Source organism: Thiothrix fructosivorans, from assembly GCF_017349355.1.
GTDB lineage: Bacteria > Pseudomonadota > Gammaproteobacteria > Thiotrichales > Thiotrichaceae > Thiothrix > Thiothrix fructosivorans.
Genome location: NZ_JAFMPM010000008.1, coordinates 852,235 through 864,872 on the forward strand (window position 1 = coordinate 852,235; position 12,638 = coordinate 864,872).

14 protein-coding genes are annotated in these 12,638 nt (G+C 51.5%); 10 read left to right on the forward strand and 4 right to left on the reverse strand.

All coding sequences use genetic code 11. The features are described 5' to 3' along the window. Positions 1-9 precede the first annotated feature (9 nt). Positions 10-843: a 2,3,4,5-tetrahydropyridine-2,6-dicarboxylate N-succinyltransferase gene (dapD, locus tag J1836_RS18415; protein WP_207252561.1), complete on the forward strand. Its 834-nt coding sequence runs from the start codon at positions 10-12 to the stop codon at positions 841-843. Here the strand turns inward: dapD and J1836_RS18420 are convergent. Continuing rightward, positions 840-1,799, reverse strand: a complete 960-nt coding sequence (locus J1836_RS18420; RefSeq protein WP_207252562.1) for a hypothetical protein — start codon at positions 1,797-1,799, stop codon at positions 840-842. The two genes, dapD and J1836_RS18420, sit on opposite strands and share 4 nt — an antisense overlap. 27 nt (positions 1,800-1,826) lie before the next feature. Here J1836_RS18420 and tnpC point away from each other — a divergent pair, with 27 nt between their 5' ends. After that, entirely contained in the window at positions 1,827-3,404 is a 1,578-nt protein-coding gene (gene tnpC / locus J1836_RS18425; protein ID WP_242632653.1) for an IS66 family transposase, read from the forward strand. Between the two features lie 4 nt (positions 3,405-3,408). On the opposite strand, the gene J1836_RS18430 is transcribed toward tnpC, so the two are convergent. Then, positions 3,409-4,095: a hypothetical protein gene (locus tag J1836_RS18430; protein WP_207252563.1), complete on the reverse strand. Its 687-nt coding sequence runs from the start codon at positions 4,093-4,095 to the stop codon at positions 3,409-3,411. Positions 4,096-4,300: 205 nt separating this feature from the next. Between J1836_RS18430 and J1836_RS18435 the strand changes: the two genes are divergently transcribed. From J1836_RS18435 to J1836_RS18470, 8 genes are all read left to right on the forward strand, one after another. Then, the gene (locus tag J1836_RS18435; RefSeq protein WP_207252564.1) at positions 4,301-4,954 is read left to right on the forward strand and encodes a lytic transglycosylase domain-containing protein; all 654 of its coding nucleotides are present in this window, start codon (positions 4,301-4,303) and stop codon (positions 4,952-4,954) included. 166 nt (positions 4,955-5,120) lie between these two features. Further along, positions 5,121-5,873 (forward strand): MotA/TolQ/ExbB proton channel family protein, encoded by a 753-nt coding sequence (locus tag J1836_RS18440; protein WP_207252565.1) that lies wholly within the window; start codon positions 5,121-5,123, stop codon positions 5,871-5,873. Next, positions 5,870-6,304 (forward strand): ExbD/TolR family protein, encoded by a 435-nt coding sequence (locus J1836_RS18445; protein WP_207252566.1) that lies wholly within the window; start codon positions 5,870-5,872, stop codon positions 6,302-6,304. Before J1836_RS18440 ends, J1836_RS18445 begins: the two co-directional genes overlap by 4 nt. Before the next feature lies 1 nt (position 6,305). Continuing rightward, positions 6,306-8,048, forward strand: a complete 1,743-nt coding sequence (gene msbA, locus J1836_RS18450) for a lipid A export permease/ATP-binding protein MsbA (RefSeq protein WP_207252567.1) — start codon at positions 6,306-6,308, stop codon at positions 8,046-8,048. Further along, positions 8,038-8,964 (forward strand): tetraacyldisaccharide 4'-kinase, encoded by a 927-nt coding sequence (gene lpxK, locus J1836_RS18455; RefSeq protein WP_207252568.1) that lies wholly within the window; start codon positions 8,038-8,040, stop codon positions 8,962-8,964. Before msbA ends, lpxK begins: the two co-directional genes overlap by 11 nt. Further along, the gene (locus J1836_RS18460; RefSeq protein WP_207252569.1) at positions 8,957-9,148 is read left to right on the forward strand and encodes a Trm112 family protein; all 192 of its coding nucleotides are present in this window, start codon (positions 8,957-8,959) and stop codon (positions 9,146-9,148) included. Before lpxK ends, J1836_RS18460 begins: the two co-directional genes overlap by 8 nt. Continuing rightward, positions 9,145-9,888, forward strand: a complete 744-nt coding sequence (kdsB, locus tag J1836_RS18465) for a 3-deoxy-manno-octulosonate cytidylyltransferase (RefSeq protein ID WP_207252570.1) — start codon at positions 9,145-9,147, stop codon at positions 9,886-9,888. The genes J1836_RS18460 and kdsB overlap by 4 nt, the downstream gene beginning before the upstream one ends. Positions 9,889-10,037: 149 nt before the next feature. Next, positions 10,038-11,330, forward strand: coding sequence for an OmpP1/FadL family transporter (locus J1836_RS18470; RefSeq protein WP_207252571.1), 1,293 nt, complete (start codon positions 10,038-10,040; stop codon positions 11,328-11,330). Between the two features lie 173 nt (positions 11,331-11,503). Here J1836_RS18470 and J1836_RS18475 read toward each other — a convergent pair whose 3' ends face one another. Continuing rightward, positions 11,504-11,809: a hypothetical protein gene (locus J1836_RS18475; protein ID WP_207252572.1), complete on the reverse strand. Its 306-nt coding sequence runs from the start codon at positions 11,807-11,809 to the stop codon at positions 11,504-11,506. 306 nt (positions 11,810-12,115) lie between these two features. Next, on the reverse strand, positions 12,116-12,433 hold the full coding sequence (locus J1836_RS18480; RefSeq protein WP_207252573.1) for a hypothetical protein: 318 nt from the start codon (positions 12,431-12,433) through the stop codon (positions 12,116-12,118). Between the last annotated feature and the right edge of the window lie 205 nt (positions 12,434-12,638).

The window sequence follows — 12,638 nt, forward strand, 5'->3', positions numbered from 1 at the left end:
GAGAAAAGAATGTCAGACGTAAGCCAACTGCAAAGCATTATCGAAGAAGCCTTCGAGCGCCGTGCCGACATCAACCCGCGCAATGCTGAAGCGCAAACCCGCGATGCGGTGAACGAGGCGTTGGAACTGCTGAATGCCGGTAAATTGCGCATTGCCACCCAACACGGCGTGGGCAACTGGGAAGTAAACCAGTGGCTGAAAAAAGCGGTGCTGCTATCGTTCCGTTTGAATGAAAACGAAGTGATGGATGGCGGTTGTACTAATTACTACGACAAAGTGCCGTCCAAATTTGCGGGCATGAGTGCGGATGAATTTGCCGCTGGTGGTGTGCGCGTTGTGCCGAATGCGATTGCACGCCGTGGTGCGTATATTGCTCCGGGCTGTGTGCTGATGCCGTCTTACGTCAATATCGGCGCGTATGTGGATAGCGGCACGATGGTGGATACGTGGGCAACCGTGGGTTCTTGCGCACAAATTGGTAAGAACGTGCATTTGTCCGGCGGCGTAGGCATCGGCGGTGTGTTAGAGCCATTGCAAGCGGGGCCAACCATTATTGAAGACAACTGCTTCATCGGCGCACGTTCTGAAGTGGTCGAAGGCGTGATCGTGGAAGAGGGCGCGGTGATTTCAATGGGCGTTTACATCGGTCAAAGCACGCGCATTTATGACCGTGAAACCGGCGAAGTCACCTATGGGCGTATTCCGGCGGGTTCGGTGGTGGTGTCCGGCAACCTGCCATCCAGCGATGGCAAGTACAGCTTATATTGCGCGGTGATCGTCAAGAAAGTTGACGCGAAAACCCGCAGCAAAGTGGGTATCAACGAACTGTTGCGCGACATCTAACGCAACATCTGGAGCAGCGCCCGATACTTGGGTGCTGCTTCTGCTGCTTGATTAATATGCTCTTTCACCCCCCAACTGCCGTAAGCCTGATAGGTGCGCGGTGCTGAAAACGCCACAAACAGGCTATTCCCCGTAATCTTTTGCCAGCCCTCTAGAAACTCGATGTACATGGCTTCCATTGGCTGTGCCCGGTTTGCGCCAACGTATTGCGGATTGGGGAACTCGCGAATGGAACGCGATTTACGATCCACCAAATGTTGCCCACCTTCATATGCAATCAATTTCACGCCGTATTGTTTGGCAAGATCCGCCTGCTTTTGCACCATTGTCAGCACGTTTTGGATGGCATACGCGTTGCGGTCATCTTTTAACAGCTTGAAGACATCTTCGGTGCTGCGCACTTCCGCTTGCTGGCGTTCGTGGACATAAAAATACGGTGCAATCGCAAACGCATCGATGTGCTCGGCAGCATTGTTATACTCCAGCAAGATGGTGCTCAGTCTGGGGTTAGCTGACCAGCCGCTGAGGACGCGCACCAGTCGGTTGGCATTGCCGAAGACTTGTTCCCAAATGCGAAACACTTCCAAGGAACGTTTGACGTAAAACTTGTGACCGGCTTGCGGCGGATCAGTATCGAGCTTTTGTTGTAGCCCCATTTGCTTGGTGTAATGCGCTTGGGTGAAGGCTGGATTCCACGCTTCGTTGGTGTATTCGACGTAGGCTTTCAAGTGGGGGCGCAGGTGTTGGCGCACATAGTCGGCGTATTGCCGCACCAGATTGTCATCCGCCGCGTGAGGCAGCGTAAACCACGCGTCAGCATTGAGGCGATTAGCTAAGGCAACCATGACTTCCAACGGTGCGCCGCGCACGCCTTCTTTGCCTGCCCACGTTGCTTGTGATACACGCGGCAATTGTTCCCACGTACTCACGTAACTGAACAGTCCCCCCTTACCCAAACGCACTAAATTTGCGACACTCCCCCGATGACCCAACAACTGAAAGACCACAGCCTCAAACAGCTTAACAGCCAGTACCTTGCCAAGCTCACGCCGGAGGAACTGCTGCACCTGTCGACCAAGTTGTTGCATGACCTGAAAGAAGCGCGGGAACAGATCAACCAAAACTCCAACAACTCCTCCAAACCACCCAGCAGCGGTTTCCCGTGGGAAACGTCACCCAAAACGGTGGCTTTGCCCGAAACAGAAGGGGTGGGTGCAGCCAGAGGAAAGCCAACCCCGGAACCAGAAGCTGTGGCGGGCACAAAGCCAGCCCAACCAGCCAAACGCAAAGCGGGTAAACAACCCGGCGCACCGGGTTATGGTCGGGTATGGCATCCGCCCATCAATGCAGACGAACACCATTACCCCAGCCGATGTGAAGCCTGTGGCAGGTCCCTGGATGCGGCTGTCTCCCGTATTTATACCGCCTATGACAGTGTGGACATCCAGTTTGGCACGGATGGGAACCCCGGACTGACCGTCATCACCACCCGCCACCACCTTCACGATAGCGTATGCACCTGCGGTCATGTGAGCCGCCATATCCCGCATCGCCAAGCTCCCGACCCGTTATACCCGGAGGTTGATGTGGGCGAGTGGCGGCTGATTGGGGGCAATCTGGCGGCACTTATTGTCCACCTACGGCTGCGCTCACGCTTGTCACTGCGTGGCACACAAGAACTGTTGCGGGAGGTGTTGGGCATTCCCCTAAGTGTCGGGGTGTTGCAGCAATGTTTTGAGGAAGCAGCCGCGAGTGCTTCTCCATTGGAAGATGCCTTGGTGGAAGGGCTGTTGGCAGAAGCCACCGCTGACGGCGGGGTGCTGTATATTGATGAAACCTCTTGGAAAGAGCGTGGCGAAGCCCTGTGGCTATGGACATTCGTCACCACCCTCAGCGTTTGTTTCTACGTAGGGCAGCGCACCATTGAAATGCTCGACAACGTGATTAGCCCCCACTTTGGGGGCTGGCTGATGAGTGATGGCTATGCCGCTTACCGCCACCACCCCAAACGCTTGCGTTGCTGGGCGCACCTGATCCGCAAAGCCCGTGGGCTGGCAGAATCACTGGACAAAGACGGGCGGACGTTTGGCAACTTCACCCTCGCTTGGCTGAGGGTATTACAGGACGACATTTACGCTTGGCGGGCAGCAGGCGGCACGGTGGGGACGCAAACCGACGTGATCCGTCAACGCCATCAGGCAAAACTCCTGGAATTCAGGGCATTATGCTTGATCCATGCCGTATCTGCCCATGACAAGACGGCGGCACTGGCGAAAGAGTTCATCAATGATTGGGATGCCATTTTCCGAATCCTTGACCACCCGTGGCTTCCCTTGACCAATAATGAGGCTGAGCGGGCGTTGCGCCATTGGGTGATCCTGCGCAAAACCAACCATGGCACAAAGAGTGCTACGGGGAGCCGTGCGTTTGCCATGCTGGCCAGCATCATCGGTACTTGCCGCAAACGTGGACAGTCTGCCTTGGCTTATCTTGCCAGTGTTATTACCGCTGCCCGCGCTGGCTTTGCCCTGCCCGCTTTACCGCAAGGGGTGGGGATGTGATCAATTACGTACTCACAGGGTTGCGAGTAATGCCCGACATATTCATGAAGCGCAGCGTTTTGAAGTCGCGCATGAAGTTGAGGTAATCAGGGTTAAACAGAATGCTGTCATAATGCGTCGCAAAATCCTGATAGTCGCCGTCGCATTGGCTGGCGCTATTGACGCGCTGAAACGGGTCGTGGGCGCAAATGCCACCCGGCAACAATACGCGAATATTGCGCAAGTGATTCTCAGGGTTAGATTGTTTGATGAGAAGCACTACTTTAAAGAATTGGTCAGCACCCGCCGCAATTTGGATAATGTCTTTGCCAGCCGTGTGCGTGATGAGTTTGGCATCGTCTTGGTAGACCAGTTCGCCTTCGCCGTCGTATAGCACGGTGTATTGACCATCGGGCAATGTCCCCGCCGGTAGCCAGTGCAATAAGTTAGTACCTGCTTGTCCGCCGTGCAAATTTTGCGGCCAGCCGTCGGCATCGTAAGCAATGCTGCCGTGGGTTAGGTTAGCATCCGCTTCTGCAAACGGCAGTGCCATTTTGAACAGGTTGACGAAGGGTACGCTGGCATCGACCTGCATGACTTCATTGGTATTCATGCCGATGGGTAAATGCGCCGCGTGTGCCGACAGTGTGGTAGATAAGAGACAGAAAACGCTGGAAATAATAAGCTGAACAAATTTTTTTATTAGTGCCACGCAGAGTACCATGCAGTCGATAAGGTTGGGCGAACTATAGCAAGATACGTGATACCCATCACTTCATTCTGTGGCGCGTTCCCACTAGAATGCCGTTTGCCAGCCGTCGGCGGAACTTTTTGGGATTAACTATCCCTAATAGGGTAAACTTGAAAGATAAGTTCGTACTAATATACTAAGTGCTGGTTTGATTTGGGGAAAATGAATGACAGGCTTGAAAAGCGCTATTTTTATTACATTACTGGGCGTTACGGCGTTCCAATCGGTTCATGCGTCTGGCTGTAGCATGAATGCGGGCGTGGTTAACAAAAATGCCGCCGCGCACGCGGAATCCATCCAAAAATATTCTGAAAAGTATGGGGTTAGCGCTGATATTGTGAAGGCGGTGATTGCCATTGAATCGTGCTACAACGCGCAAGCCGTGTCACCGATGGGGGCGCAAGGCTTGATGCAATTGATCCCCGCGACTGCCGAGCGGTTCGGGGTGGCGGATTCTTTCAATACCAGCCAAAACATCCACGGCGGCACGCGTTACTTGAGCTGGCTGATGAAGCGTTATAATGGCGATTTGTACAAGTCGATTGCGGCCTACAATGCGGGGGAAGGGGCAGTCGATAAGTATAAAGGTATCCCACCGTATGCGGAAACGCAGCAATATGTGCGCAAAGTATTATCGGTGTACAACGGTTTGAGTGGTGGCGCAATGGTGTTACCGGCAGCTTATGTCTCCAATGGTAAGCAACACGCCGTGTCCACTGCTTCTGTTGCAGAGCCGGTAACGCCATTACGCATGGGGAAACCGGGGCGTTCGGGTTGGGCTGTCGCCAAGGCGAAAGCGCCGCATTTGTTTAAGCATTGAGTATTTAAGCGCTGACCTGAATTATTCAGGTCGGGTGCAGCATTTTTCTGCATGATAACAGGCTGTTCCGTGTCGGCAGTTGTTGTTTTCTGGATTTATTCGTGTACGGAAATAACTTACTATACCCGTGTCGGCTAAATCATATAAAAATGAGGCATGAATAGAGATGTTTGAATTAATCCAGTCTGGCGGGATCATGATGTTCCCCCTGCTTCTGAGTTCCGTGATTGCATTAGCGATTATCATTGAACGCTTCCTCGCCTTGCGCGTGAGTAAAGTTGTCCCCGCGAGCGACATTGAACGCGCCCGTAAGTTGGCTGGCATCAGCAAGTTAGCCGAGGCTCAAGTCGATGAATTACGCAATGGCTCGTTGCTAGGTCGCGTGTTAGCGACAGGTTTGGAAAGCCGCGAACTCCCGCGCCATATCATGAAAGAAAACGTCGAGGAAGCGGGTCGGCACGTCGTGCAAGAATTAGAGCGCTATTTGCCTGCATTGGGCACGATTATTACCATTGCACCGATGATGGGGCTGTTGGGTACAGTGCTTGGTATGATTGGCGTGTTCAGCGCCATTAATACGGCGGGTGTTGGCAATCCACAGCAAATGGCTGGCGGTATTTCTGAAGCCTTGATTACCACGGTGGCGGGTTTGCTGATTGCGATTACGACCTTGGTGTTTGAGCGTTATTTTAAAGCCAAAGTCGATGGCTTTGTGTCAGTCATGGAACGCGAAGCCTTGCGTTTGATCGAAATTGCCAATTCTAGCCGCAAAACCACGCCTAGCCCTGTCGCTGCTGCGACACCACGCCCTGCTGCGGCTGCACCTGCTGGGACAACGCCCGCCAGTGCTGCGGCTGCTGCCGCTATTGCGCAACAACGCGCGGCGGCGGCAGCAGGGCGCGGAGGTAAATCGGTATGAAATTCCGTGCCAAGGAACGTCGTGAAAGTACCGTTGACCTGACTTCGTTGATCGACGTGGTATTCATGCTGCTGATTTTTTTCATGGTGACCACCACGTTCGATAAGAACGCCGAACTCAAGATTGAGTTGCCTACGGCTAGCAATACAGCAGCCGCTTCTGCGGAAGATAAGCTGGAATTGCTGATTGATGGGCAGGGGCGTTATTATATCAACGGACGTGAAGTATTGAACAACCAGCCGGAAACGCTGTTCCAAGCCATGAGCATGACCTTGGAGGAGATGGGCAACAATACGCCGCCGCTGGTGATTTCCGCTGATGCGGGTGTCAATTATCAAGCCGTCGTGACCGCAATGGATATTGCTGGACGGCTAGGCTTGACCAACTTCTCGATGGCGACCTCGCAATCGGCACGCAAACCACAGGACTAGGATGACCACACCGCGCACTACAGGCTGGCAAGTTTATCGACGATTGGTTGGTTATGCGCTGGGTTATTGGCAATATTTAGCACTGGCTGTGGTGGGGTTGGTGATCAGCGCTGCGACCCAGCCCTTATTTGCCTGGGGCTTAGAGCCATTGCTGGATAAGGCGATTTTGCAGCGCGATCCGACCACGATTGCATGGCTGCCCGTTGGTATTCTGGCATTATTTTTGGCGCGTGGTTTGGCGATGTTTTTGTCGGGCTACTACATTGGCTTGATTGGGCGCGAAGTCACGAAAACCTTACGGGATCAGGTCTTTGGGCACATGCTGCGGATGCCTGTGCGCTTTTTTGAAGCGTCGCAATCGGGCAAGTTACTGTCGTATGTCAGCCATCACATTGAGCAGGTATCTAACGCTAGCATTCGCGGCATTACCACCTTAGTGCAGGATTCCATGATCATCGTCGGTATGTTGGGGATGATGTTGTGGAAAAGCTGGCAATTAACCATCGGCATGTTGGTGATTGTGCCGCTGATTGCCGTGATTGTGGTGTATGCCACGCGCCGCTTACGCCATTTAAGCCATAAGGTGCAAGACTCGGTCGGTGATGTCACCCAGATTGCCAATGAAATGATCCGTGGCTACAAGGTCGTGCGCATTTTCAATGGCGAACAGTACGAAGCGCAACGTTTCAATAGCGCCAATGAACGCAATATTGAGCTGCAAATGAAGCGCATGGTGACAGAATTGCTGAGTACGCCGCTGGTACAATTCATGGTGGCGGTGGCATTGGCGGCAATGGTTTTTGTGGCCACGCGTGTAGAAACGCTATCCCCCGGCATGTTCATGTCGTTCATTATGTCGATGATTTTGCTGCTTACCCCGATCCGCAACCTCACCCAATTGAACGCACAATTGCAAACCGCGATTGCTGCCGGTGAGGGGATTTTTGAATTACTGGATAGCCCAACTGAACCTGATCACGGCACACAAACCTTGACTCCCTGCCATGGCGCGGTGACGTTCCGCGATGTATCGTTTGTGTACCCCGCTACTGACAAGCCGGTATTAAGCCATATCAATCTGACCGTGCAGCCCGGTGAAAAGATTGCGCTGGTCGGTAAATCAGGCAGCGGCAAAACCACTTTGGTGAATTTATTGCCGCGCTTCCATGACATACATAGTGGCGAGATTTTGCTGGATGGTGTGCCATTGCAAGACCTGCGTTTGCACAATTTGCGTAGCCACATTGCTTACGTCGGGCAGGACATTGTGCTGTTTAACGACAGTGTGCGTAATAATATTGCTTACGGCGAGATGCGCAGCGTGTCGGATGAACATGTTCGTGCTGCCGCCCAAGCCGCTCATGCGCTGGAATTCATTGAAAAACTACCGCACGGTTTTGATACCTTGATCGGGGATAATGGCGTGATGCTTTCCGGTGGGCAACGTCAACGCCTCTCGATTGCGCGGGCGATTTTGTCAAATGCGCCGATTTTGATTCTGGATGAAGCCACTTCGGCATTGGATACCGAATCCGAACGCCATATTCAATCGGCACTGGATAATTTGTTGAGCAATCGCACCACGTTCATGATTGCGCACCGCCTTTCTACCATCGAAAATGCTGACCGTATTTTGGTCATGCAGGATGGCGTGATTATTGAATCCGGCAAGCACAGCGAATTGCTGGCGTTACAAGGGCAATACGCACGGCTACATGCGCTGCAATTCCACGATGAAACTTGAACGTTGGTTGCTGAATGTTTGGTATGGGGATGATCGGCTAGGCAAATACCTGCTAGCGCCGCTGACAGGGCTGTTTTGTATTTTAGCGGCATTACGGCGTTGGCAACATAAACGCCAGCAAGTGAAACACCTTGTGCCGATTATTGTCGTTGGCAATATTTCGGTGGGGGGGACGGGGAAAACGCCGTTGGTGATTTGGTTGGTAGAACGCTTGCGTGCAGCGGGTTTCCAGCCGGGGGTGGTGAGCCGGGGGTATAAGAATACCCCGGATGACATCGGTGACGAACCTCGGCTCATCGTACAACGCACCAACGTCCCTCTGAGTGTCGGTAAAGACCGCAATCAAGCGATTACCGCGCTGCTGCAACAACACGCTTGCGACATCATTATTGCCGACGATGGTTTGCAGCATTACCGCATGGGGCGTGATGTGGAAATCTGTGTGGTCGATGGGCAACGTCGCTTCGGCAACGGTTGGTGCTTGCCCGCCGGCCCCTTACGTGAACCGGTTTCTCGCCTAAAGTCCTGTGATTTTGTGGTGATCAACGGTGAAACCATGCAAATGCGTGGCGATACACTGGTGAATTTAGCCACGGCAGAGACGCAACCGTTATCCGCATGGGCAGGCATCACGGTGCATGTGGTGACGGGCATTGGCAACCCGCAACGTTTCATCAGTACACTGGAACAAGCGGGTTTGCAGGTCATTCCCCACCTTTACCCGGATCATCACGCCTTCACTGGCGCAGAATTATGCTTTGACGACGCACATCCCATCCTCATGACCGAAAAAGATGCGGTAAAATGCCGTCAGTTTGCTGTGCAACACGCGTGGTATCTGCCTATTGAGGCGGTGCTGAGCGAAGATTTCGCACAAACCCTACTCACTCGTTTACAAGGATTGCCTCATGGATAAGAAATTACTGGAAATTCTCGCTTGCCCCGTCACTAAAGGTGCGCTGATTTACGATAAGGCGAAGCAAGAATTGGTGTCGAAAGCGGCACGTTTGGCATACCCGATTCGTGACGGTATTCCGGTCATGCTGGAAGAAGAAGCACGTACTTTGACGCAAGAAGAAGTCGAGGCATTGCAGGCATGAACACGGTATTGGTGATTCCAGCGCGGTATGCGTCGTCGCGCTTGCCCGGTAAACCCTTGCGTGACTTGGCGGGTAAACCGCTGATTCAGCATGTCCACGAGCGTGCTATCGCGGCGGGGTTTGCCACGGTGTTGGTGGCGACGGATGATGTGCGTATTCAACGTGTTTGCGAAAGTTTCGGGGCGCAAGTGGTCATGACCTCAACAACGCACGAAACGGGCAGTGATCGCTTAGCCGAAGTCGTGCAGCAACAAGGTTGGAGTGATGACACCATCGTGGTGAATTTGCAGGGCGATGAACCGCTCACACCTGTCGCTAATTTGCATCAATTAGCGCGTAATTTGGCGCACAATCCGCAAGCCAGTATGGCAACGTTAGCGACACCTATTACGCATCTGGACGATTTTCATAATCCCAATATCGTCAAAGTTGTGCGTGATGAGCAAGGTTTAGCCTTGTACTTTAGCCGTGCGCCGTTGCCATTTCAGCGTGATGCTGGTGTGGCATTGGCGCAATATGCGCTGCGGCATATCGGTATGTATGCGTATCGGGCGGGTTTTCTCAAAGCTTTTGCCAGCCTACAGCCGTCGTTACCGGAACAGTTGGAAAAACTGGAGCAATTGCGAGCGTTGTCGCACGGTTATCGTATCCATGTTGATATTGCAATAGAAATACCGGGAGCAGGTGTGGATACGGAAGACGATGCGCATAAAGTTTCGGCTATTCTCGGTGGTAAATAAGCGATATACATGACGATCAATATCAGAATATTCTAATAAGCATTTGTTTTTGTTTAATAATAAGCATTTGACACCTCAATACTCCTCTGTCACTATTTCGCAACAATGTTGAGAATTCGCAAAAGTATAATGGAGAGGAGTGATTATTTATGTTCAGAAAAACTACCTTGGCTGTGTCGATTTTATTAGCCATCGGTTCACAAGCCGTGTATGCAACGAACGGTCTAGCACCTACAGGTTTGGGTCAAACCCATAAAGCAATGGGTGGTGCTGCCGCTGGTTTTGCTGCGGGTACTATGAGTATGGCGACGAACCCCGCCGCCGCTTCCTTCGCACCAGAAGGTTATGATGTGGGCGTTGAAGTGTTCAAACCTAACCGTACTGCTTCGTTCAAGGGTACTGCGTTTGGTGCACCTGCGGACTCACCTGCCGATGGCAATGGTGATGAGATGTTCTTGATCCCTGAAGCGGGTTACAAGCGCGACATGAAGGGCGGCTTGTCCGTTGGTGTGGTGGCTTACGGTAACGGTGGGATGAATACTGCTTACGATCAGGGCGTGCCTTTTGGGCGTGGCTTCTTCTCCAGTACTCCGACTGCACCCGGTGCTAGTTCTTCAAGTATTGACCTCAAGCAAATCTTTGTTGCCCCGACTGCCAGCTACCGCGTGAACGATAATGTTGCGGTTGGTGCGTCGGTTAACCTCGTGGCACAGCGTTTTGAGGCCGAAGGCTTGGGTGCTTTTTCCGGTGCTAGCGTTAGCCCAACCAATTTGACCGATAAGGGTGGCTCAAAATCCACGGGTGTGGGCGCAACTATTGGTGTTCAGGGAAAATTGTCTGACAAAGTATCCGCTGGTGTTGCTTACCGTTCTAAAGTCGGCATGAGCAAGCTCGACGAATACGCGGGTTTGTTCCCCAATGGCGGTGAGTTTGATGTGCCAGCCGCAACGACTGCCGGTATTGCCTTCCAAGCAACCCCGCAAACCTTGCTGGCAGCGGACGTTGAACAGATTGCTTACAGTGATGTTGCAGCGATCGGTAATTCTTCACTCGCGTTGCATAGTGGTTCAGCGATGGGTAGCGATAATGGCCCGGGCTTCGGTTGGAATGACCAAACAGTTTACAAGGTAGGGGTTAAGCAGCAGTTGAATGATGGTCTTGCGGTGATGGCTGGTTACAACTATGGTAAAAATCCGGTAAAAAGTTCTGAAACAACGGTGAATGTTTTAGCGCCCGCCGTGGTTGAAAAACACATTTCCGTGGGTTTTGAGAAAAAATTAACGCCTAAATCCAAACTGGTTGGTTCTTATATCCATGCTTTTGAAAATACGGTGACAGGTGATGCAACACCACCACCTGCGGCGACTGCGCCACCGTTGAGTGCGTATGATCTGACAATGGATCAAGATGCGGTCGGTATTGCTTATAGCGTCGAATTCTAATTTAAGATTTATTGCACGTAAAAGTAGAAAAGCGGGGTTTAGCCCCGCTTTTCTTTTATGCCTTGGTAGAACAGTCAATAAGCCCGCACTTAACTGTTCCTAATAACCAATCTACCAGCCCTAATAATAGATTGGCTACCATCCCAAGGGTTTTTTTAGCCCGTTAATGCCACTCAGATGAGTGGGTGTTCATGTGTTCCAAACAGGTGTGACGGCAAGCGTACACGCAGTAAGGAGGATGACGTTGCTAATGACATTGCCCCATGCGCCACCCCGTCGTGTGGCGTAATAATGTAATCAGGCACACCGCAGAGCGTATCGCTGTTGGCGTGGTAAACCCGATCCATTTCTTCCCCTGCTTCAAATACCGTGAAGTACGAATTCTGATAGCGTTCAGCCTGTACGCGTGCATTGCGGCAGGCTTCTGAAAAAGTTTTGTGTGTTGAATGATAAGTACCGTCAAGAAAAACCTTGAACATGTTGAAAACTCCTGTTTGCCGTTCATGTTGCTATGGGTAAAGAATAGGGCAATTAGGCGGGGCAATATGTGACAGCAAACACACAATCAAAAAAACCATAATCAAATTTTTTTTGTTATTTTATTTTTTATTTATGATAATGGCTGTTTGATTTATTATCAGAATCCACAAAAAGAAAAAGCGGGGCAAGCCCCGCTTTGAGATGCTTTATGTGTTCAGCGAGTAGCCCCATCCGCTGAATACACAAAGACTGTTTAACGGATAAATAACATCCGTTTAGCCCTTATTTTTATAGAGTTGTTCTTTTTACATGCCCCTGGACATTCCAGTAGCGTAACGTGAAGCGGCTGCTACGTTGGCAATACCAGCTCTTCTGCGTTCAGTGACTTTCGTCACTTTCGCGGTTTCCTGCATGACCCCGTGTGGGGTGATAATGTAGGCGGGTACGCCTTTCATGACTTCTTGTTCAGCATCCAGCAGTAGCTGTTCACCGCTATCACCTGCTTCAAATACGGTGAAGTAGGCTTGTTTGTTAATGTTTGCTTGCGTCCGTGCGTAGCGGCAAGCACCCGTGAACGTCTCGTGTGTAGAGTGATAGACGCCATCAAGATATACTTTGAACATGTGGTTTGCTCCCGTTGTGTCATTTCCTGTGAGTGCAGAATAGGTAAAAAACACCCTCCAGAATGTGATAGCGAACACACTTTTGGTTTTTTTGCGGAAAAGTTTTTTATCGGCTATTTTTTTGATTTATTGGCATCAATCGAATCACATCTATAATTTAATTTTATAGTTCCTGATGGGGCTGTGCAAAAAATGTTTAACGCCC

Coding starts and splice junctions, on each gene's coding strand:
- dapD (WP_207252561.1), top strand. CDS start 10: ATGTCAGACGTAAGCCAACTGCAAAGCATTATCGAAGAAGCCTTCGAG.
- tnpC (WP_242632653.1), top strand. CDS start 1,827: ATGACCCAACAACTGAAAGACCACAGCCTCAAACAGCTTAACAGCCAG.
- J1836_RS18435 (WP_207252564.1), top strand. CDS start 4,301: ATGACAGGCTTGAAAAGCGCTATTTTTATTACATTACTGGGCGTTACG.
- J1836_RS18440 (WP_207252565.1), top strand. CDS start 5,121: ATGTTTGAATTAATCCAGTCTGGCGGGATCATGATGTTCCCCCTGCTT.
- J1836_RS18445 (WP_207252566.1), top strand. CDS start 5,870: ATGAAATTCCGTGCCAAGGAACGTCGTGAAAGTACCGTTGACCTGACT.
- msbA (WP_207252567.1), top strand. CDS start 6,306: ATGACCACACCGCGCACTACAGGCTGGCAAGTTTATCGACGATTGGTT.
- lpxK (WP_207252568.1), top strand. CDS start 8,038: ATGAAACTTGAACGTTGGTTGCTGAATGTTTGGTATGGGGATGATCGG.
- J1836_RS18460 (WP_207252569.1), top strand. CDS start 8,957: ATGGATAAGAAATTACTGGAAATTCTCGCTTGCCCCGTCACTAAAGGT.
- kdsB (WP_207252570.1), top strand. CDS start 9,145: ATGAACACGGTATTGGTGATTCCAGCGCGGTATGCGTCGTCGCGCTTG.
- J1836_RS18470 (WP_207252571.1), top strand. CDS start 10,038: ATGTTCAGAAAAACTACCTTGGCTGTGTCGATTTTATTAGCCATCGGT.
- J1836_RS18475 (WP_207252572.1), bottom strand. CDS start 11,809: ATGTTCAAGGTTTTTCTTGACGGTACTTATCATTCAACACACAAAACT.
- J1836_RS18480 (WP_207252573.1), bottom strand. CDS start 12,433: ATGTTCAAAGTATATCTTGATGGCGTCTATCACTCTACACACGAGACG.